Consider the following 20381-nt stretch of genomic DNA (forward strand, 5'->3'; position numbering starts at 1 on the left):
GGGCGGGCCTTCGGGCACACGCGCCTCCCGGAGGGCTGCGGTCGCGGCCGGCCAGATGGCGTGGTGACCGGCTGAGCGGCGTCGATGAACCCCGATCGCCCGCAGCCGCCCGACGATGGCCGGTTGGCCGAGATGCGCGGGCACGCCTCTCGGTGCAGACTGCCCCCGATGGACGGACAGCTTCTCGGTGGCCGCTACCGGCTGCTCGCGCCGGTCGGCAGTGGTGGCATGGCCGTGGTGTGGCGTGCGCACGACCAGGTTCTTGCGCGGACCGTCGCCGTCAAGGTGCTCGCCCCCAGTCACCTGGACGATCCGGCCTCGCGTGAGCGCATCCGCCACGAGGCCCGGGCCGCGGCCGCGCTGAGTCATCCGAACATCGCGCAGGTGCACGACTACGGGGAGATGACCAACGGCTCGCAGGTGTTCCCGTTCGTCGTGATGGAGCTTGTCCCGGGCGGCACCCTGCTTCGCCGTCTTTCCGAGGGGCCGATCCCGCCGGGGTTCGCGATGCGGGTGGGCGCCGAGATCGCCGCCGCGCTGGCCGCCGCCCACGCCGAAGGGCTGGTGCACCGCGACATCAAGCCCGCCAACGTCATGCTCGCGCCCACCGGCGCCAAGGTCGTCGACTTCGGGATCGCCGCGGTCACCTCGCCGGGAAGCTCCGAGCCGCCGACCGACGAGGTGCTCGGCACGCCCGCCTATGTGGCGCCCGAACGGATCCTCGGCGATGTCGTCGAGCCGCCGTCCGACGTGTACGCGCTCGGCGTCGTGCTCTACCGCCTGCTCTCGGGCCGCTCCCCCTGGACGGGCCACGACCCCGCCCGCCTGTTCGAACAGCACATCCACCGCGACCCGGACCCGCTGCCCGCGCTGCCCGGCGTCCCCGAGTACGTCACCGAGCTGACCGACCGCTGCCTCGCCAAGGACCCCACGGTCCGGCCGTCCGCCCGCGAGGCCGCGTCGCTGCTGGCCCACGGCGCCGGCCTCAAGATCATCACCGATGATCCGTACGGGCGTTCGGCCGCGCCCAGCGCCCCCGACGAGCCGTCACTGCTGCTCCGCGCTCCCCGCGCCGTGCCGCGTTCCCGTTTCCGGGCCGGCCGGTGGGCCCTGGCAGCCGTGGCCGCCCTCGCCGCCGCGGGCACCGCCTGGCTCCTGCTGCCCGACGACCGCGACACCCCCGGCGCCGCCGCCCCGTCCTCCGCCTCGCCCCAGCCGCCGCAATCGACCGCGGCACCGGCCGCCGCACCACCCGCCAACGCCGCCGCGAGGACCCGCGCGGCCGTGACCTCGGCACCGGCGACCACGGCGCCGCCGTCCAGCACACCCGCCGCGTCCACACCACCGACGACCGCCACCCGGACCACCCCACCGGCCACGAGCACGCGGCCCACCACCGAGCCGGCCACCCCCACGCCGGCCGCGCCCGCGCAGACTTTCTCGTCGGCGGCCGGCACCGTGCGGGCCTCCTGCCCGTCGGCCACCACCGCTCACATCGTGTCCTGGCAGGCGATCTCGCCCTACCGCGTCCTCGCCGCCGACGGTGGCCCCTCCAGCGCTCCAGCGGTCACCTTCAAGCGCGGCAAGTCCCTGACCACCATGACCGTCACCTGCACGGCCGGCGTCCCCGCCGCCGCCGTCTCGGAGACCGCCGAGAAGCCGTGACCACCGGACCGCCGCCCACCGCAGCACGGACAGAACCCCACGATGACCCGCTCACGGCACGATCGTGACCGGCCACCGCCCCCTGCGTATCAGCTGCCGCGACACCGATCCCGCGATGCGGTGCGCCAGACATTCCGGGCGGCCCACCACCACGGTCCCCGCCTGCACTTCGTGGGCGACTTCCGAGATCACCGCGTACGGCGAACCGGTGCGGACCACGAGCGAGACGGCGAGATCGGGCACCGACCCGAGCGCGCGCCGCAGGGCCGCCTCCACGCGATCCTGCGCGTCGAGCACCTGCGCCGCGCCGGTGCCCGAGATGTCCACGGTCGAGAGCAGTCCGTTCGGCCCGCTGCGCGCGTAGACGACGACCAGCAGCGCCTGCTGACGGCGAGCGAGCCCGGCGGCGTACGCGGCCGCGCGCAACGACGAGCGTGACTCGTCGACGCCGACCACGATCGCCGCCGGGCACAGGCCCGGGATGGAGGGCATCCCGCTATCCCGCGCGCAGCTCGGCGATCGCCTCGGGGGTCAGCGGCCGTGGCTCGGCCTCGGGGCTGACCAGGACGACCGACGTGGTCGCGGCGTGGTTGAGCGCGCTGGTGAAGCTGCCGTCGGTGAACTGGGCGACGGGCCCGCGCGGTGACCGGCCGATCGCGATCAGCGGGGCGTTCACCTCAGCGGCGAGCCGGGCCACGGCGCGCCCGGCCGCCGCGTGGTCGCCGACGCTCTCGATGATCCGGCCGGTGGCGCTGACGCCCGTGCCGGCCAGCCGGTCCAGGTGACGGGCGACCGCGGCGCGGGCGGCCGCCTCGGCCTCCGGCTGGATCGCCAGCTCCTCGATCACCATCGTCTCGCGGACGTGCACGACCTCCAGCGGCCGTCCCTCGCGGCGGGCGACCAGGGCGGCCGCGTCCACGGTCGCGGCGGCGTCCGGGGTGCTGCCGACCGCCACGACGACGGGCCGGTCCCCGGCCGGCGCTGCCTCGGCAAGGCCGTGCTCCCGGACCGGCACGGCCTCGGCAAGGCCGCGCTCCCCGGCCGGCGCGGTCACGGCGGGGGCGTTCTCCGCGGCCGACACGAGCTTGTGCCCGCTGGCCAGCACCACGATCGCCAGCAGGAAGGCCACGCCGCCGACGTAGAAGGGGACACTCAGGTCGAAGTGGTCGGCGAGCTTGCCGGCCACGTACGGCGCGAGCCCGCCGCCGATGAAGCGCACGAAGCCGTACGCGGACGACGCGATCGGCCGCTCGACCGGCGAGACGAGCATGACGGCCTGCGTGGTCAGGGTGTTGTTGATGCCGATGAACGCGCCGCTGACGATCACCGCGGCGATCACGGTGGCCGGGGTGGCCACGCCGGCCGCGATCACGACCATGACGATCGCGAGCCCGGCCATGTTGACGTAGAGCACCGGCGCCGTGCCGAAGCGGGCCTGCAGCCGCGGCGCGAAGAACACGCTGAAGGCGGCCACGAGCAGGCCCCACGCCGTGAAGACCAGCCCGAGCTTGTGGGCGTTCAGTTCCATCGGGTACGGCGCGTAGCCCAGCATGGTGAAGAAGCCCCAGTTGTAGAGCAGCGCCATGATGCCCATGGTCAGCAGCCCGCGGTGGCGCAGCGCCTTGAGCGGCGCGGTCAGCGACACCTTCCGCGCGGGCTTGGGCAGCGGCTTGACCATCAGCAGCGTGGCGGCGAGCGCGATGGCCATCAGGATCGCGACGCCGAAGAACGGCCACCGCCAGCTGATCGAGCCCAGTTCGCCGCCGAGCAGGGGGCCGACCGCGATGCCGAGACCGAGCGCGGTCTCGTACAGGATGATGGCCCCTCCGAAGCCGCCACTGGCGGACGCGACGATGACCGCGAGGCTGGTGGCGATGAACAGGGCGTTGCCGAGCCCCCAACCGGCGCGGAAGCCGACGATGCCGCCGATCGAGCCGGACGCCCCGGCCAGCGCCGCGAAGACCACGATGATGACCAGCCCGGCGACCAGCGTCCGCTTGGCGCCGATGCGGCTGGAGACCCAGCCGACCGCGAGCATCGCCACCGCGGTGACCACCAGGTAGCTGGTGAACAGCAGCGACACCTGGCTGGGCGAGGCGTGCAGGTCGTTCGCGAGGGCGGGCAGGATCGGGTCGACCAGGCCGATGCCCATGAACGAGATGACACAGGCGAAGGCCACCGCCCAGACGGCCTTGGGCTGCTTGAACGGGCTGACAGCGGTTTCGTGAGGGGCGCTCATGCGCATGCTCCATCGAAGCAACGGGTGATTGATAACTACGTTATACATCATCGCGCGGACCGCCGATCACCACCACCGGAGGGGACTGTTCCGCGGGCCACACCGCGCCTACCCTGGGCGTACGCGCAGACTCCGCCTTGTTTTCGTGCTGGCCGCCGTCGCCGTCGCCGCGGTGGCCGCCACCGTCGTGTCCGTCGCCGTCAACCTCGCCACCGACACGGGCCGCGAGCGCGTCGGCTTCATCGAGCGCGACCCGTGGTGGTGGGTGCTGGGCGGCACCCTTCTCGCCGTCGCCGCCGGGGCCGCGGTCTGGTGGACCCAGCAGCGGTACGCGGGTGAGCGCCCCCGCGCGCGACGGCCCCGCCCGGTCCGGCCGGACTGGGTGGTCGACCGCCCCGGCGAGGTGAACCGGGTCGTCGAGGCGCTGCGCGGCGACCGCGACACCGTCTCGATCACGACCGGGGTGTACGGGGCCGGCGGCTTCGGCAAGTCCACGGTGGCCCAGCTGGTCCGCGCGGACAGGCGCGTGCGCCGCACCTTCGGCGACGAGGTCTACTGGGTGACGGTGGGCCGGGACGTACGCCACGGCGCGCTCGCCGAAAAGGTGACCAGGCTCGTCGCGGAGATCGACCCGGCGCGCGCCCACCCGTACCCGGAGGTGTGGCGCGCCGCGGAGAACCTGGCCGCCGTGCTGAGCGACGGCCCCCGGCGGCTCGTGATCGTCGACGACGTGTGGTTCCCCGACCAGCTCGACGCCTTCCCGGCCGGCACGCGCTCGGCCCGCCTGATCACCACCCGCAGCGAGCGGCTGACGGAGGGCCTGGGCACGTCCGTCAAGGTCGACCAGATGTCCGAGGCGCAGGCCCGGGCGGTGCTGACGGCCGGGCTGCCGCCGATGAGCCCGGCTGCCGTGGACGGCCTGCTCGCCCGGACCGGCCGGTGGCCGCTGCTGCTGCGCCTGGTCAACGGGATCCTGGTCGAGCAGGTGCGCGCCCACGGCGACGTCGACCGGGTCGCCGCCGAGGTGGCGACGAGCGCGGCCCGCGTCGACGAGCTCACCGGGGCGGCCGCGCGGCAGATCGACCTGTCCGACCCCGCGCAGCGGTCCCAGGCGGTCACCGCCACGCTGGAGGCGAGCCTCGGGCTGCTCACGGCCGAGGAGCGCGGGCGGCTCGCCGAGCTGGCGGTCTTCGCCGAGGACGAGACCGTACCGGTCGGCCTGGTGTCCCGGCTGTGGCGCAGGGACGCCGTCGAGGCGCGGGCGCTGTGCTCGCGGCTCGCTCACCTGGCGCTCGTGATGCTGAAACCGGCCGGGATCGAGCTGCACGACGTGGTCCGCGACTACCTGCGCGACGAGCTCGGCCCGGACCGGCTGAGGGCGGCACATCGCGCGCTCGCCGAGGCCGTGCCGGGCGAACCGTGGGACCTGCCGCCGTCGGAGCGCTACCTCTGGGAGCACCTGATCGAGCACCTGGTGGCCGCCGGCGACCGCGAAGCGGCGGAAGAGCTGGCGACCGACTTCCGCTGGGTCAGCACGAGCCTGCGCGCCTTCGGCCCGCTGGCGCCGCTGCGCGATCTCACCGCGGCCGGCACCCCACGCTGCGACGACCTGGCGCGCAAGTTCGCCCAGGTGGCCCATCTGCTCACCCCGACAGAGCCGGACTACGCGCTCGACGACATCCTCGACGACCGGCTGGGCCCGTGGTTCGAGACCTGGCGGGTACGCCGTGAGCGCCCCAGCCTGCTCAGCGAGTGGCCGTTGCCCGACCGCCCGGACCCGATGGTGGGCCGCGTTCTCGCCGGGCATCGCGCGCACGTCGGCCGCATCACGATCGCGGCCGACGGCAAGACGGTGGTGACCTGGGATCTCCGGGGAACGACGCGATGCTGGGACAGCGAGACCGGGCGCCTGCGGCTCTCGCGCAGCGGCCGCCGCGAGATCACCCCCGCGATCTCCCCGGACTGCCGCCGGATGGTCACCGCGCCGGCCCTGGCCGCACCCCTCGACGGCTTGGCGCTCCTGGTGACCGATCTCATGACCGGCGCCGAGCGACGGCTCGCCTTCCGCCGGGTCTCCCCGGTCGCCCAGGTCGCCGCCTACGGCCCGGACGGCAGCTGGCTGGCCACCTGTCACCTCGACGGCAAGGCGCGGATCTGGGACGCCGGCGCGCTCGAGGCCGGCCCGGCGCTCGCTTTCCCGGTCGGCACCCCGACGGCCCTGGGCACGTTCCCCGGCAGGCGCCGGATCGCGGTCGCCACCGCCGACCACGCCGTCCGGATCTACGACGCCGAGACCGGCGACCGCTGCGCGGAGCTCGCACGGCCGCTCCGCGACGTCGTCACGAAAATCGTCGTGGCCCCGGACGGCGAGCGGATGGCCACCATCACCGCGCGCAGCTCGCTGCGGCTGTGGGATCCGGCGACCGGGACACCGTTCGACGTCCAGAACCACGCGGCCGGCTCGGCGACGGCGGTCGCCTTCGCGCCGGACGGAGAGCGGATCGCCACCGCGTCGCGCCCGGGGACGGTCGACCTCTGGGACGTCGCCACCGGCCGGCTCCGCGCTGTCCTGCGGGGGCACGCCGCCGTCGTCGGCGCCATCGCGATCGCGCCGGACGGCGCCTGGCTGGCGACCGGTGACCTCTCCGGATCCGTCCGCACCTGGGATCTGTCGCGGGCGGAGCCCGTGCCCGACTTCCTCGCCACCCGGCCGGAGGCGCTGCACGCCGTCGCGCTCGACGGCAACGGCGACCGGCTGTTCACCGTGAGCCGCGGCGGGCCGGCGCGGGTCTGGCGGGCGGACGACGGCGCGGCGTGCGAAGCGGCCGAGCGCCTGGCCCGGTATCCCCACGCCGTGGCGACCCGGGGCGCGTGGGTCGCCCGCATCGACGGCAAGCCCATCGTCCGCCGCATCGACAACAAGCGCCGGCGGCAGCGGTGGACCGGCCCGGTGTCCGTCACGTCCGAGTTCCTGGCGCTCGCCCCCGATGGCACCTGGCTGGTCACCGACGGCGCGCCACCCCGGATCTGGGACGTCGCGACCGGCTCGCCACGGGTGGAGCTCACCGGCCGGCTCACCACGGTCACCGCGCTGGCCATCGCCGCCGACGGCACCTGGCTGGCCGCCGCCGACGACGGCGGGCGCCTGCACCTGTGGGACGCACCGGACGGCGTCCCACGCGCGACCGTGCAAGCCGGCTCGGAGCGGATCACCGCGCTCGCCATCGCCCCGGACAGCAGGTGCCTGGCGATCGGCGAGCGCGGCGGCGTCCAGGTGTTCCGGTCCGACGGCGTCCCGGTCCGACGGCTGCGCCCTATCGCCGGCAAGGTCAACGCCCTGGCCTTCTCCCCCGGCAGCGACCGCCTGGCCGTCATAGGCGACAACGGCGCCGTACAAATCATGGAGGTGCACACCGGCCGTCCGCTCGCCATGACGCGGGTCGAGCAACACGGCAACGACTGCGTCTGGCACCTCACCGAGCCGCTGCTCTACGTCGCGGGTGAGCGCGGGCTCTACTGCTTCCGGTACACGCACCTACCATGACTGTCGTGGCCAAGCGGGACGAGATCCGCAATGCCGCCGGCCGCCTGTTCCGGGAGCGGGGCTTCGCGTTCCCTTCGCTCGACGCCGTGGGTGAACTTGGTTCGCTGCGGCCGCGAGCGCGAGATCAGTAGACGAAGCGGGACACCGCCGCCTGCAGCTCGTTCGACATGCGCGACAGCTCGGCCGCCGAGCGCTGCGCGTCGCCCACCGACTCGGCCGTGGTCCGGGCGTTCTCCGCCACGCTGGTGATGCCCTGGTTGATCTGCCCGGTCGCGTTCGCCGCCTCGTTCACGTTGCGGTTCATCTCCGCGGTCGTCGCGCTCTGCTCCTCGACCGCCGACGCGATCGTGGTCGTGTAGTCGCTGATGTGCCCGATGATCTCGCTGATCTCGCCGATCGCGTTGACCGCGTGGCCGCTGTCGTTCTGGATGGCCTCGACCCGGCGAGCGATGTCCTCGGTGGCCCGGGCGGTCTCCTGGGCCAGGTCCTTGACCTCGCCGGCCACCACCGCGAAGCCCTTGCCCGTCTCGCCCGCACGCGCCGCCTCGATCGTCGCGTTGAGCGCCAGCAGGTTCGTCTGCTCCGCGATCGCCGTGATCACCCGGATGACGTCGCCGATCTCCCGGCTCGACTCGCCCAGCGTCGCGATCGTCTGGTTCGCCGAGGCGGCCACGTTCACCGCCTGGCCCACGACCTCCGCGGCCGAGTTGGCGCTGTGCGCGATCTCGGCGATCGCGGAGCCCATCTCCTCGGAGCCGGCGGCCACCGTGTTGACGCTCAGCGAGACCTCCTCCGAGGCGGCCGACACCCGGCGCGCCTGGTCGGACGCGGTGGCCGCGCCCTCGCTGATCTGGTTGGCGATGACCGACGTCTGCTCGGCGGCCGCGGACAGGCTCTGCGACGCGGCGCCGACCGAGGCGACCACGTCGCGGGTCTGCTGCTGGGCGACGAGCAGCATCGCGGCCATCTCGCCGACCTCATCGCGGCCCTGCACGTCGACCGCGGCGGTCAGGTCCCCGTTCGCCATGGCGGTCAGCGACTCCTTGACCCGCGCGAGCCGCCGGGCGATGGCCCGCGCGACGACGGCGCCGAGCACGACGGCCGCCGCGACACCCACCACGAGGAAGATGATCTGGAGCCGCCGCGCCGACGACGCCGCGTCCGCGCTCTCCTGCGCGCGCGACTTCGCCTGGGCGAGCTGGGCGTCGTTCTCCGCCTCGATCGCGTCGGAGGCGTCGGACATCAGCGGCAGGGCGGTGTCGCGGTAGGCGGTCGCGAACGCCTCGTACCGGTTGGCCTCGGCGAGCGGGACGAGCGTGTTCTCGCCGACGGAGACGAACTCGTCGAACGCCTTGACGAAGGCGTCGACGTTGTCGGCGCTCACCGCGCCCGGCCGATAGGCGGTCAGCGCGTCGTCGAGCAGCTTCTGCCGGTCGTCGATCTCGCTGCCCAGCGTCTGCTGCACGTCGTCGGTGGCGACGCCGTACTCCAGGTAGCGTGCCCGGATGCCCTGGGCGTTGCGCTGGATCGACGCCAGCTCGGTCAGCGGGGCCACGTTGTTCTTGTAGAGCAACTGGTTCTCGTCACCCAGCGTCGAGATCGCGACCAGCCCGGCGATCCCGATCGCCAGCGCCGCCAGCGCCGCCACCCCGATCGCGGCCTGGATCTTCACCCCGACCCTCAGGTTGTCGAACCAGCTGCCGCCCGCGCCGTCCGCCATGTGGCACCCCCTTCCCCATTACTGTGCGTCCTCGAACCACCCCACCTGGCCCAATTCGAGAATTCTGCGCATTTCACCCGCACCCCGTCCCCGCCGTCCCGTGCTGCGCGTCGCTCAACATCCCGGCGCCCCCGCGCACCGCCCCGGCTGCCCTACGGTCGTCGCATGCCCCTCGCCGACCGCCTGATCCACTGACTCCCCCGTTTGATGCCGGCCGGCCCGCGCCTCGACAAGCTCCTCGCCGACCTCGCGCCGCTGCGCCACACCCCGGTCACCCCCGCCGAGCTCGAGGCCGTCTGCCAGCGCACCGTCCGCCACCTGGAGCTGCACGTCGACCCCGAGAGCGCCGCTTCGCCCGACGAGGAGCCCCCCGGCTGGCCCCCGGCAGATCCCGAGGCCGTACGGAGGAAGGCCGCCGGCCTGACATCGGTGAGCCGCCGGGATGACGGCACCTGCACCATCAAGATCGACAGCCTGGAGCCCTTGCCGCTCGCGCTGCCATACCTGGACGCCGCCTTCACCCTGGCCCGGCACGCCCCAGCCCTCATCCTCGACCTGAGCGACAACGGCGGCGGCGACCCGGCAACCGTGGCCGCGATCGCCGGCTGGCTCCTGGGCGAGACCACCCGCCCGCTGTCCGAGGTCATCTACCGCGACCGCCGCCGCCAGTGGTGGCCGCGAACCCCGAGACCCACCTGACCCAGGACACCACGGTCCTGGACAGCCACCGCACCTATTCGTCGGCCGAGGCCCTCGCGCCTGTTACGCCCGCAGAGCCCCTCGAACCCACAGTGACCGAACCGAACGGTCCGCCGGCACTACCAGTCCAGCAAGTCTCGGTCTCGCCTGCCCAGGCGACCTTTGGACTCGGCGCGCCGGCCGGGCGTCAAGGCAGTCGCCGGATCTGAGTACAGCGACACGACGGCCGGCTCAATCGCCACGTCAACGCCGATGATCGCAACCTTCGCCGCACCGGTGACCCGTGTTTGTCACCGAGACTGATCGCTACCGGCTCCGAAACTCGCTTGGAACGGCCCGATCCTCGCCGACTCGCATCATCGCAGCGCCCGTCGTCCACAGCGCCGCTTGTCCACAGCGCCGCTTGTCCACAGGCGTCGTTGTCCACAGGCGTCTCTGCAAGATCGGCCGATTCGGGCCACAATGGCCTCTTGGCGGGGGTCCCCCTTGGGAGGGTGGGCTTTGCGTTGTGGCGGGTCCGTCGCTCCGGCGGCCGTGGACGGACGCTGAAGGTCACCGGAGCTATCGGACTCGTGGCCGCACCGCATGAGATCCGCTTGATGACGTTGTCCTCGAAACGGATGAACCTCGCCGGGAATGCGTCCACCCGCGGCGCGCTCGGCGTGGTTGCGGCCGCGCGGGGCCGAAAACGTTCCCCTCGTGGGCCTCGACCTTGCGCCGGGACAGGCCGAACGTGCGCATCATCGTGGTCACCAGCGCGTTGTAGACCGCCGGCATCGCCACGAAGCCCAGCTCGATGACGCGGTTGGCCAGCCCCACCGACGTCTCCGGGCGTGGCTTGTCCGCCTGGCGCAGGATCACCTCGGCGACCCGGTCGGCGGAGGCCACCGGTGGTGGCGGGCTGCCCTCCCTGCCGGCGTAGTTGCCGGCGCTCCTGTAGATCGGTGTGTCCACACTGCCCGGTGCCACCGCGCACACGTGGATGCCCGGCGCGTCGCGGGTCTCCAGTTGCAGGGTGCGGATCAGGCCGCGCAGGCCCCACTTGGCCGTCACGTACGCCGACATGTACGGCACCGTGACGTGCGCCAGCAGCGAGCTGCACAACACCAGCGTGCCCGAGCCCTGGGCCCGGAAGACGCGCAGCGCCGTCCGGGCCACGTTGGCCGAGCCGAGCAGGTCCGTCGTGACGACCTTGTCGAAGACTTCGCGGGGCAGATCCTCGAACCTGCCGTACGCCATGACGGCCGCACTGTCGACCCACACGTCGATGCGCCGGTGCGCCGCGATCGCCGCGGCGGCCAGGGCGTCCACCGACGCCGCGTCCGAGATGTCCGCCGGGACCGCCAGGCCGCCGGTCGCCGCCGCCACCTCGTGCAGGGACGGCAGTCCCCGGGCCGCGAGGACCACCCGGTCGCCGCGGCGGGCGAAGGCGAGCGCGGCCGCCCGGCCGATGCCGCTGGACGCGCCGGTCAGCACGACCACCCGGCTCACGGCTTGAGCACGACCTTGATGCAGCCGTCCTCCTTGTTCTTGAAGATCTCGTACCCGTGCGGCGCCTCCTCCAACGGCAGCCGGTGGGTGACGAGGTCGTCCACGCCGAGCGGGTCGCCCTCGCCGGTGAGGATCGGCAGGATCTCGTCGGACCAGCGGCGCACGTGGGCCTGGCCCATGCGCAGCGTCACGCCCTTGTCGAACAGGTCCATCATCGGCATCGGGTCGGCCTGCCCGCCGTACACGCCGATGATCGACACCGTGCCGGCGCGGCGCACCGCCGCGAAGGCCGTGGTGAGCGCCGCCATCCGGTCGAGGCCGAACGTGTCGACCGCCTTGCGCGCGACCGCGTCCGGCAGCTTGCCCGCCGCCTTGATCGCGGCCGACTGGACGGGTGAGCCGTGCGCCTCCATGCCGACCGACTCGATGACGCTGTCCGCCCCGCGCCCCCCGGTCATGTCGAGCACAGCCGAAGGGACGTCGACCTTCGAGGCGTCGAGCACCTCGATGCCGTGCCGCTCGGCCATCGCCAGCCGCTCCGGCACCAGGTCGGAGGCGATCACCCGGCCGGCGCCCAGGTGGCGGGCGACGCGGGCGCTGATCTGCCCGATCGGGCCGAGGCCGGTGACGAAGACCGTGTCGCCGGGCTGCACGCCGGCGTACTTGACCGCCTGCCACGACGTGGTCAGCACGTCGGACAGGAACAGGTAGTGCTCGTCGGGGCGGCCGTCGTCGGGCACCTTGATCGGGCCGAAGTGCGCCTGCGGCACGCGCAGGTACTCCGCCTGGCCGCCGGGCACCTGCCCGTACAGCTTGGTGTAGCCGAACAGCGACGCGCCCTTGCCCTGCTCCTTGTTCTGGGTGGTCTCGCACTGGGCGTAGAAGCCGCGCGAGCACATCCAGCAGCTGCCGCAGGAGATGTTGAACGGGATCACCACCCGGTCGCCGGGCTTGATGTGGGTGACCTCGGCGCCGACCTCCTCGACGATGCCCATCGGCTCGTGCCCGAGGATGTCGCCCTGGTCGATGTACATGCCGAGGACGTCGTAGAGGTGCAGGTCGGAGCCGCAGATCGCCGTGGAGGTCATCCGCACGATGGCGTCGGTCGGCTGCTCGATGCGCGGGTCGGGGACCGTCTCGACCGAGACCTTGCCGGTGCCCTGCCATGTCAAAGCTCTCATGCCATTTTTGGTGCCCCGCTCGTGAGCAGATAATCCTCGGCGTCGGCGCTCCAGCTCAGCCCGACCGCACCGGCCGTGCCCGCCGCCCGGACGAACTGCAGGAAGCTGCGGTAGCCGAGTTTCTTCTCGGTGAACCCGGGCTCCGCCTTGCGCACCTGGTTCTTCAGCCCCGACAGCGACACCGAGCCACCGGGCCCGGCGAGGCTCTCGACGACCGAGCGCAGCAGCGCGAACGCGGCCTCGCGGTCGCCGTGCTCGGGCAGCGAGACCTCGGGGTCGGATCCCCCGCTCAGCTCGACCACGCCCTCGCCGGCCAGGTGGCGCAGCAGCTCGCCGAAGGAGCGGAACCCGTAGTCGGCCTCGTTGAAGGTGGGGTCCTTGCGCAGCAGCGTGCGCTTGAGGCGGGACGCCGTCACCGTACCGCTGACGCTCTGTGCCACCAGGGCGGGCAGCGCCTCGACCTCACGGACGGTGGCCTCCACCTCGGGCACCGGCTGGGCGACGCCCTCGAGCCGGTCGTAGTAGAGGAACTCGTCGCAGGCCGGCGGCAGCAGCGCCGAGGTCGTCTTCTCGACGCCGACGCCGATCACCCGCTTGTTGAGCTCGCGCAGCTTGGCGACCAGCGGGGTGAAGTCGCTGTCGCCGGTGCCGAGCACGAAGGTGGAGATGTAGTCGCGCTCGAACGCCAGCTCCAGCGCGTCGACGACCATCTTGATGTCGGCGGCGTTCTTGCGCGAGGCGCCCATCCGCTGCGGGATCTCGATGAGCTCCACGTGGGCGCGGGTCAGCATGCGCCGGTCGTCGCCGAAGAACGACCAGTCCGCGTACGCCCGGCGCACCACCACCCGGCCCCGCTCGGCCAGCGCGTCGGTCACCGGCCGCAGGTCGAACGCGTGACCGCCGAGGGTCTCCCGGGCACTGATCGCCAGGTTCTCGTAGTCGAGGAACATCGCGATCCGCTCTTCTTGATCCACGCCCGTCAGCGTACGCGGTTTATAGTTGCACTCGTCGTGCATAATTCACGATCGTCGATGGGAGCCGACATGCGCCGTCTGATGCTCGTCCTCGCCCTGACCGTGGCCGCGACAGCGCCCGGCTTACCCGCCTCCGCCGCGCCACCACCGCTCCTGCCGGTGATCTTCGTGCACGGCAGCGCCGGCTCGGCCGCCCAGTTCCAGACGCAGGCCAAGCGGCTCGCCGCCAACGGCTACCCCATCGACACCGTCGAGGCGCACGAATACGACTCGCCCACCATCGCGACAATCCTGCAAGAGGTGTACGCGGGCCTCGACGCCCGCATCGACCGGCTGCGCGCCACCACCGGCGCCGCCCGGGTCGACCTGATCGCCCACTCGCTGGGCACCTTCGTCTCCCAGGGCTACCTGAACAGCTCGGCGGAGCGCGCCGCACGCGTCGCCCACTACGTCAACCTCGACGGGCGTACGGCCGCCGCCCTGCCCGGAGGCGTGCCCACCCTCGCCCTCTGGGGTGAGGGCGACCCGGCGCGATCGGTGGCCGGCGCCACGAACGTGCACCTGCCCGACCAGTCGCACACCCAGACCGTGTCGTCGGAGGAGTCGTTCACCGCGATGTACCGCTTCCTGCGCGGCCGCGATCCCCGTACGACCACGATCGTCCCCACGCCCGTGGCCCACATCTCCGGGCGCGCCGTCCTGTTCCCCAGCAACGTCAGCGCCGGCGGCACCGTGCAGGTCTACCCGCTCGACGCGCTCGGCCGCCGCACCCGCTCGCCGCAGACGGTCCCGGTGGCGGCGGACGGCTCGTTCGGCCCCGTCCCGGTGTCCCCGACGGCCCGCTACGAGCTGGCCCTGGTCCGGCCCGGCATCGCCACCCACCACTTCTACTTCCAGCCGTTCCGGCGATCCGACTCCTTGGTACGCCTGCTGGCCGGCCGCCCCGGCGAGGGCGTCGGCGCGCTCATCGAGACCTCGCCGCACCACACCGCCCTGACCTTCAACCGCCAGAAGGAGTGGTGGGGCGCCGAGGGCGACCAGCTCTGGATCAACGGCCGGCAGATCCTGAACGCCGCCAACGCGCCCCGCGCCAAGCGCGTCATCGGCATCTTCGCCTTCGACGACAACAGCGACCGCGTCACCGACCTGACCGCGCCGCTCCCCGACCTGTACGCACAGACCTTCCTCACCGGCATGGACGTCTACATCCCCGCGGGCGGGGCGACGGCCGTGACGGTGGCACACCGCGGCGGCGGCCTGGAGACCGCGATCCTGCCCGCCTGGCCCTCCGACCAGCACCGCGTCACGATCAACGTGAACGACTACTAACACTCGATGACGTTGACGGCGAGCCCGCCGCGCGCCGTCTCCTTGTACTTGATCTTCATGTCGGCGCCCGTCTCCTTCATGGTCTTGATGACCTTGTCGAGGGAGACGTGGTGCCGCCCGTCGCCGCGCAGCGCCATCCGCGCTGCCGTGACCGCCTTGACCGCGGCCATGCCGTTGCGCTCGATGCACGGGATCTGCACCAGCCCGCCCACCGGGTCGCAGGTCAGGCCCAGGTTGTGCTCCATGCCGATCTCGGCCGCGTTCTCCACCTGCTCGGGCGTGCCGCCCAGCACCTCGGCCAGCCCCGCCGCCGCCATCGCGCACGCCGAGCCGACCTCACCCTGGCAGCCCACCTCGGCACCCGAGATCGACGCGTTCTCCTTGAACAGCAGCCCGATCGCGCCCGCGGCCAGCAGGAAACGCACCACACCCTCGTCCGAGGCGCCCGGCACGAAGTCGGTGTAGTACCGCAGCACCGCCGGGATGATCCCCGCGGCGCCGTTGGTGGGCGCGGTCACCACGCGACCTCCGGCCGCGTTCTCCTCGTTCACTGCCATGGCGTACGCCGTGAGCCACTCCATCGCGTGCTCGGCCGGCCTGCCCGCCGCGCGCAACTGCCGCGCGGTGGCCGCCGCCCGCCGCCGCACCTTCAGCCCGCCCGGCAGGATCCCCTCGGCCGCGAGACCGGCGTCCACGCAGTCGCGCATCACCGACCAGATGCCCCGCAGGCCGGTACGGATCTGCGCCTCGGACCGCCACACCGTCTCGTTCGCCAGCATCAGCCGCGACACCGACCAGCCCGTCTCCGCGGTGAGCGCGAGCAGCTCCGCCCCGCTGCCGAACGCGTACGGCAGAACCGTGTCGTCGGCCCGCACCCCACCGGTCGCCTCGTCGATGACGAAGCCGCCCCCGACGGAGTAGTAGGTCTTCGCCAGCAGCTGCGCGCCAGCCGCGTCGTATGCCGTGAACGTCATGCCGTTCGGATGCCCCGGCAGCGTCCGCCGCCGGTGCAGCACCAGCTCGACGCCGACCTCAGCACCGGTGCCCATCAGCCGCAGCCGGCCCGTGGCGTGGATGCGCGCGGCCCGCTCGTCGGCGCCGGCCACGTCCACGGCCTCGGGCGTCTCCCCCTCGAGCCCGAGCAGCACCGCCTTGGGCGTCCCGTGCCCGTGCCCCGTGGCGCCGAGCGACCCGAACAGCTCGGCCCGCACCAGCGCCACCCGATCGGCCGGCCCGGTCTCGGCGAGCCGCAGCGCGAACAGCCGGGCCGCGCGCATCGGCCCGACCGTGTGCGAGCTGGACGGCCCGATGCCGACGGAGAACAGGTCGAACACAGACACAGCCATGATGGCGGGAGGCTCCTCGCGAGAGTCGGCCTCCCCCGCTCTGTCATGGGTGCCTGAGAGCTTCACCGCCCGCGAGGGACGGCTTGCACCGTGGGCGCAGAACGCCGGCCGCGTCCTGACTTTCCAGAGTCGCCTGACCGCTGCGGTACCGGGGCCTGAGAGATTCTGAGGGAGAAGTTGCTCCTTCGGCGCCCCGCACGACGCGAGGACTCTCCCGCGGCGGCTCGAACGGCGATATGCATTTTTGTGGTCCTCACGAAGCTAGCCGCCCGCGCCCCGCGGAGCAAGAACACCCAGCTGAACGGCCCCTCTCCGGGCGATGAAGCCCGCGAGGCCCGGCACACCCCGCGGGCATCCTAGGAACCTGGGTCACTATTGATCAAGCGGGTGCGGCCCGGGGGCCGCACCGCGCCCGGCCGTCAGGCAGCGGAGCAGTAGGTGCTCTGCTTGCCGATCACCTTGTACGGGCAGTCCGCCACCTCGCCGAGCAGCAGCACCGCCTCGCGGTTGCGGGTCGTCTCGCGGGTGATGACGCTCGCCGGCGGATAGAAGCCGCCGCCCGACGCGCTCGACGGGTACATCTCGAACGTGTACGCGAAGATCTTGTGGGTGCCCCACAGCCAGTCCAGCAGGTCCCCGTCGGTGATGTAGAGGTCGCTCGACTGCTGCGGCGTGTACCTGTTCGTCGCCGCCATCTGCCGGCCGAACGTGGCGAACGTGTTGTAGTCGTCGGCCGTCATGCCGGTCGTCGTGTTCGCCGTGGTGTGCCCGAACGGCCACAGCACGAGCTCCGAGTACGTGTGGAAGTCCATCGCCGCCCGGATCTGCTGCGCCCCGCCGACCACGCGGCTGTTGACGAAGTCGCGCACCGTCCTCGTCTCCGGCGTCGAGAACGCCGCCGGCCCCCGATACGTCAGCGAGGACGGCGACCCGGACGAGCCGCCGCAGCAGCCCCACCGGTATCCGTAGTTGCGGTTCGGGTCCGTGCCGATCGCGGTGGACCCGCTGTTCGGCTGCCGGTTCTTGCGCCACGAGCGGTAGCTGCCGGTGGCGATGTCGTACTCGGCGCCGTCCGGGTTGACCGACGGCACGATCCAGATCTCCCGCGAGTTCACGATCGTGCGCACGCGGCTGTCCGACGCGTACGACGACGTGTAGAGGTTGAGCACGTAGAGCGCCATCTCCACGGTCAGGTGCTCACGCGCGTGGTGGTTCGCGTCGTACAGGACCTCCGGCTCGTTCTCGTCCGTACCCACGTTGTCCGAGATCTTCACGGCGACGATGTCGCGGTTCTCGTACGACTTGCCGATCACCCGCTTGCTCGCGATCGCCGGATAGGCCGCCACCACCCGGTTCACCTCGGCGACCATCTCGCTGTAGTTGTGGTAGGGCGCGTCGGAGGGCGGGAAGTCCAGCGTCGTCAGCACCGGCTGCACGGTGAAGCCCTGCCGGCGCAGGCTGCGCACCTCGCTGCCGGTAGCGGTGATCTCGGCGACTCCGTGCTGGATGGCGTCGATGGCCGCTCCGGTACGGGCGATGGCGTTGCGCTGGGCGGCGGTGCGCACGTCGTACACCTCGAACTGCCCCGGGGTGCCGGGCGGGGGTGCGGGCGGTGTGGCCGAGGCCGGTGCGCCGATCAGGGCGCCCCCGACCAGCAGGGCCGTCAGGAAGCCTAAGCGTCGTCTCATGGTGCCAGCCCACCACCACACATAGACGTACGGCAATGGATCCGGCCATGCCAGCCGGTACCTCCCACCGCGTGATGCCCGGCCCTACTTCTCCCCGAGCAGGCGGGTGGCCAGCACCGCGGCCTGCGTGCGCCGCTCCAGGCCGAGCTTGGCCAGCATGCTGGAGACGTAGTTCTTCACCGTCTTCTCGGCGAGGAACATGCGCGAGGCGATCTCGCGGTTGGTCAGGCCCTGCGCCACGAACTCGAGGATCTTGCGCTCCTGATCGGTGAGCCCGGCCAGCTCGCGCGGCTGCTCCACGCCGTTGCGGATGCGCTCCAGCACGCGCTGGGTGACGGCCGGGTCGAGCAGCGACTGGCCCGCGGCGACCCGGCGCACCGCGTCGACCAGGTCGGTGCCGCGGATCTCCTTGAGCACGTACCCCGAGGCGCCGGCCATGATCGCGGCGAAGAGCGCCTCGTCGTCCTCGTACGACGTCAGGATCAGGCCCTTGATGGACGAGTCGACCGCGCGGACGTCGCGGCACACGTCGATGCCGTTGCCGTCGGGCAGCCGCGCGTCGAGCACGGCGACGTCGGGCCGCAGCGCGGGGATGCGGCGGGCGGCCTCCTGGGCGGACCCGGACTCGCCGACGACCTCGATGTCACCACCGGCCTGGAGCAGGTCGATCAGGCCACGGCGGACGACCTCGTGGTCGTCGAGGAGAAAGACTCGGATCACCCCTCATTCCTATCGTGCGGCCCCGGGCGTTGCCAGGGGCCGAAGGACCCTAGTCTGGCGAGCATGGCCGAGAGCACCTCAGACGTCCCCTCCCTCGGGCTGCGACCGCTGTCGCGGGTACGCCTCGACGAACTCCTGCAGGAGATGCTCGACCGCGTCGGCGACGTGATGACCAGCCGCGAACGACTGCGCGCCCTGCTCGACGCGGTCGTCGGCATCGGCACCGACCTCGACCTGCGCAGCACCCTCCAGCGCATCGTCGAGTCGGCGTGCGCGCTGGCCGGCGCCCGCTACGGCGCCCTCGGCGTGCTCAACGCCGACCGCTCGGGGCTGTCCGACTTCATCACCCACGGCATCGACCCGGCCACACACGCCGCCATCGGCGACCTGCCGCACGGCCGGGGCGTGCTCGGCCTGCTCATCACCGATCCCCACCCGGTGCGGCTTCCGGACATCACCCGGCATCCCAACTCGTACGGGTTCCCGCCGCATCACCCGCCGATGCACAGCTTCCTCGGCGTGCCCGTCCGCACGCGCGACCAGGTCTTCGGCAACCTCTACCTGGCCGAGAAGCAGGGCGCCGACCAGTTCTCCGACGACGACGAGGAGATCGTGGTGGCCCTCGCGGCCGCGGCCGGTGTCGCCATCGACAACGCGCGCCTGTTCGCCCTCGCCCGCCGCCGCGAGCGCTGGCTCGCCGCGGCCGCCGAGATCACCGGCGTGCTGCTGGGCACGGTCCGCCGCACCGAGGCCCTGCGCCTGATCGCCCGCCGCGCCCGCGAGGTCGCCGGCGCCGAGCTCGCGATGGTGCTGCTCTACGACGAGCAGGCGGCCCGCTACACCATCGAGGTCGCGGACGGCCCCGCGCTGCCCGACTGCCAGGCGCTCGAGGGCCGCGCGGTGGCGGCCGACCTCTCCGGTCACACCCTCGACAACCTGCGCGCCGCCGCCGACTGGCCCGGTCCCGTCCCGTCCGGCCCCGCCCTCGCGGCCCCACTCGCCGCCGCCGGCGCCCGCCAGGGCGTGCTGATCGTCGCCCAGCCCGCCGACCGCACCCCCGACGACGAGGACGCGGTGCTGCTGTCGACCTTCGCCGGCCAGGCCGTGCTCGCCCTCGACCGGGCCCGCGCCCAGGAGGAACGCGAGCAACTGGTCGTCCTCGAGGACCGCGAGCGCATCGCCCGCGACCTGCACGACGTGGTCATCCAGCGCCTGTTCGCCACCGGCATGCAGCTGCAGGGCGCGGTCGCCCACGCCGGCCGCCCCGAGGCCGTCAAGCGCATCAACGCCGCGGTCGACGACCTGGACGCCACCATCCGCGACATCCGCCGCTCGATCTTCGAGCTGCGCGCCCCCACCGGCCCGTCCCTGCGCGCCGAGATCAACCAGACCGTGCAGGACGCCGCCGAGACGCTCGGCTTCCGCCCGGTCCTCGACACCACCGGCCCGGTCGACAGCGCGGTGCCCGACGACATCGTCCCCGAGCTGCTGGCCGTGCTCCGTGAGGCCCTGGCCAACGTGGCCCGCCACGCACGCGCCACGACCTGCCGGGTCTCCCTGCGCGCCACCGGCGACGAGGTCATCCTCCAGATCGAGGACGACGGCATCGGCTTCGACCCGGCATTGGCCCGCGGCGGCCTCGCCAACATGGCCGACCGGGCCCAGGACCTGTCGGGCTCCTTCGAGGTGACGGAGGGCCCCGGCGGCACCGGCGCGGTCCTGACCTGGCGGGCGCCGCTGTAGCGCGCCCTTCCACCTCTGTGCGTGCGCCACTGCGGGCGCGTC

Annotated in this window: 14 protein-coding genes, 1 pseudogene and 2 riboswitches; of the genes and pseudogenes, 6 read left to right on the forward strand and 9 right to left on the reverse strand. The window is 72.7% G+C overall.

The features are described from left to right. The first annotated feature begins 168 nt into the window (after window positions 1-168). The gene (locus Ade02nite_RS40820) at window positions 169-1665 is read left to right on the forward strand and encodes a serine/threonine-protein kinase (RefSeq protein ID WP_203775765.1); all 1497 of its coding nucleotides are present in this window, start codon (window positions 169-171) and stop codon (window positions 1663-1665) included. 51 nt (window positions 1666-1716) lie between these two features. Here the strand turns inward: Ade02nite_RS40820 and Ade02nite_RS40825 are convergent, their stop codons facing one another. After that, window positions 1717-2157: a universal stress protein gene (locus Ade02nite_RS40825; RefSeq protein WP_203775768.1), complete on the reverse strand. Its 441-nt coding sequence runs from the start codon at window positions 2155-2157 to the stop codon at window positions 1717-1719. A 4-nt stretch (window positions 2158-2161) separates the two neighbouring features. Beyond that, window positions 2162-3904: an MFS transporter gene (locus Ade02nite_RS40830; protein ID WP_203775770.1), complete on the reverse strand. Its 1743-nt coding sequence runs from the start codon at window positions 3902-3904 to the stop codon at window positions 2162-2164. Between the two features lie 145 nt (window positions 3905-4049). Here Ade02nite_RS40830 and Ade02nite_RS40835 point away from each other — a divergent pair, with 145 nt between their 5' ends. Together Ade02nite_RS40835 and Ade02nite_RS50485 are read left to right on the forward strand one after the other, a co-directional pair. Beyond that, window positions 4050-7448 (forward strand): NB-ARC domain-containing protein, encoded by a 3399-nt coding sequence (locus tag Ade02nite_RS40835; protein ID WP_203775772.1) that lies wholly within the window; start codon window positions 4050-4052, stop codon window positions 7446-7448. 5 nt (window positions 7449-7453) lie between these two features. After that, window positions 7454-7579, forward strand: a complete 126-nt coding sequence (locus Ade02nite_RS50485) for a hypothetical protein (RefSeq protein WP_275409987.1) — start codon at window positions 7454-7456, stop codon at window positions 7577-7579. On the opposite strand, the gene Ade02nite_RS40840 is transcribed toward Ade02nite_RS50485, so the two are convergent. After that, window positions 7573-9168: a methyl-accepting chemotaxis protein gene (locus tag Ade02nite_RS40840; RefSeq protein WP_203775774.1), complete on the reverse strand. Its 1596-nt coding sequence runs from the start codon at window positions 9166-9168 to the stop codon at window positions 7573-7575. The two genes, Ade02nite_RS50485 and Ade02nite_RS40840, sit on opposite strands and share 7 nt — an antisense overlap. Window positions 9169-9375: 207 nt before the next feature. Here Ade02nite_RS40840 and Ade02nite_RS40845 point away from each other — a divergent pair, with 207 nt between their 5' ends. Continuing rightward, window positions 9376-9867: a hypothetical protein gene (locus Ade02nite_RS40845; protein WP_203775776.1), complete on the forward strand. Its 492-nt coding sequence runs from the start codon at window positions 9376-9378 to the stop codon at window positions 9865-9867. Window positions 9868-10428: 561 nt separating this feature from the next. Here the strand turns inward: Ade02nite_RS40845 and Ade02nite_RS49890 are convergent. From Ade02nite_RS49890 to Ade02nite_RS40855, 3 genes are read right to left on the reverse strand one after another with little or no spacing between them, the layout of a single operon-like run. Continuing rightward, a complete protein-coding gene (locus tag Ade02nite_RS49890) occupies window positions 10429-11358 on the reverse strand; it encodes an SDR family NAD(P)-dependent oxidoreductase (RefSeq protein ID WP_239169410.1) in 930 nt (309 codons plus the stop codon). Continuing rightward, entirely contained in the window at window positions 11355-12539 is a 1185-nt protein-coding gene (locus Ade02nite_RS49895; RefSeq protein WP_239169411.1) for a zinc-dependent alcohol dehydrogenase, read from the reverse strand. Before Ade02nite_RS49895 ends, Ade02nite_RS49890 begins: the two co-directional genes overlap by 4 nt. Then, window positions 12536-13513, reverse strand: coding sequence for a PIN domain-containing protein (locus tag Ade02nite_RS40855; RefSeq protein ID WP_203775778.1), 978 nt, complete (start codon window positions 13511-13513; stop codon window positions 12536-12538). Before Ade02nite_RS40855 ends, Ade02nite_RS49895 begins: the two co-directional genes overlap by 4 nt. Before the next feature lie 69 nt (window positions 13514-13582). Here Ade02nite_RS40855 and Ade02nite_RS40860 point away from each other — a divergent pair, with 69 nt between their 5' ends. Next, complete coding sequence (locus tag Ade02nite_RS40860) at window positions 13583-14842, forward strand: lipase/acyltransferase domain-containing protein (RefSeq protein ID WP_239169412.1); 1260 nt, start codon at window positions 13583-13585, stop codon at window positions 14840-14842. Here the strand turns inward: Ade02nite_RS40860 and Ade02nite_RS40865 are convergent. The 3 genes and pseudogenes from Ade02nite_RS40865 to Ade02nite_RS40875 all read right to left on the reverse strand — a co-directional run bounded on the left by Ade02nite_RS40865 (window position 14839) and on the right by Ade02nite_RS40875 (window position 18596). Next, on the reverse strand, window positions 14839-16188 hold the full coding sequence (locus Ade02nite_RS40865) for an L-serine ammonia-lyase (protein ID WP_203775780.1): 1350 nt from the start codon (window positions 16186-16188) through the stop codon (window positions 14839-14841). The genes Ade02nite_RS40860 and Ade02nite_RS40865 overlap by 4 nt on opposite strands. Before the next feature lie 30 nt (window positions 16189-16218). Next, window positions 16219-16321: riboswitch (glycine riboswitch) on the reverse strand. Continuing rightward, window positions 16322-16415, reverse strand: a riboswitch (glycine riboswitch). It lies immediately after the preceding riboswitch. A gap of 204 nt (window positions 16416-16619) precedes the next feature. Then, window positions 16620-17876 (reverse strand): annotated as a pseudogene (locus Ade02nite_RS40870) (M14 family metallopeptidase); the annotation flags it as partial. An 84-nt stretch (window positions 17877-17960) separates the two neighbouring features. Beyond that, a complete protein-coding gene (locus tag Ade02nite_RS40875; RefSeq protein WP_203775783.1) occupies window positions 17961-18596 on the reverse strand; it encodes a response regulator in 636 nt (211 codons plus the stop codon). 63 nt (window positions 18597-18659) lie between these two features. Between Ade02nite_RS40875 and Ade02nite_RS40880 the strand changes: the two genes are divergently transcribed. Beyond that, window positions 18660-20339 (forward strand): GAF domain-containing sensor histidine kinase, encoded by a 1680-nt coding sequence (locus tag Ade02nite_RS40880; RefSeq protein ID WP_203775785.1) that lies wholly within the window; start codon window positions 18660-18662, stop codon window positions 20337-20339. Window positions 20340-20381 lie beyond the last annotated feature (42 nt).

Source organism: Paractinoplanes deccanensis, from assembly GCF_016862115.1.
Classification (GTDB): domain Bacteria; phylum Actinomycetota; class Actinomycetes; order Mycobacteriales; family Micromonosporaceae; genus Actinoplanes; species Actinoplanes deccanensis.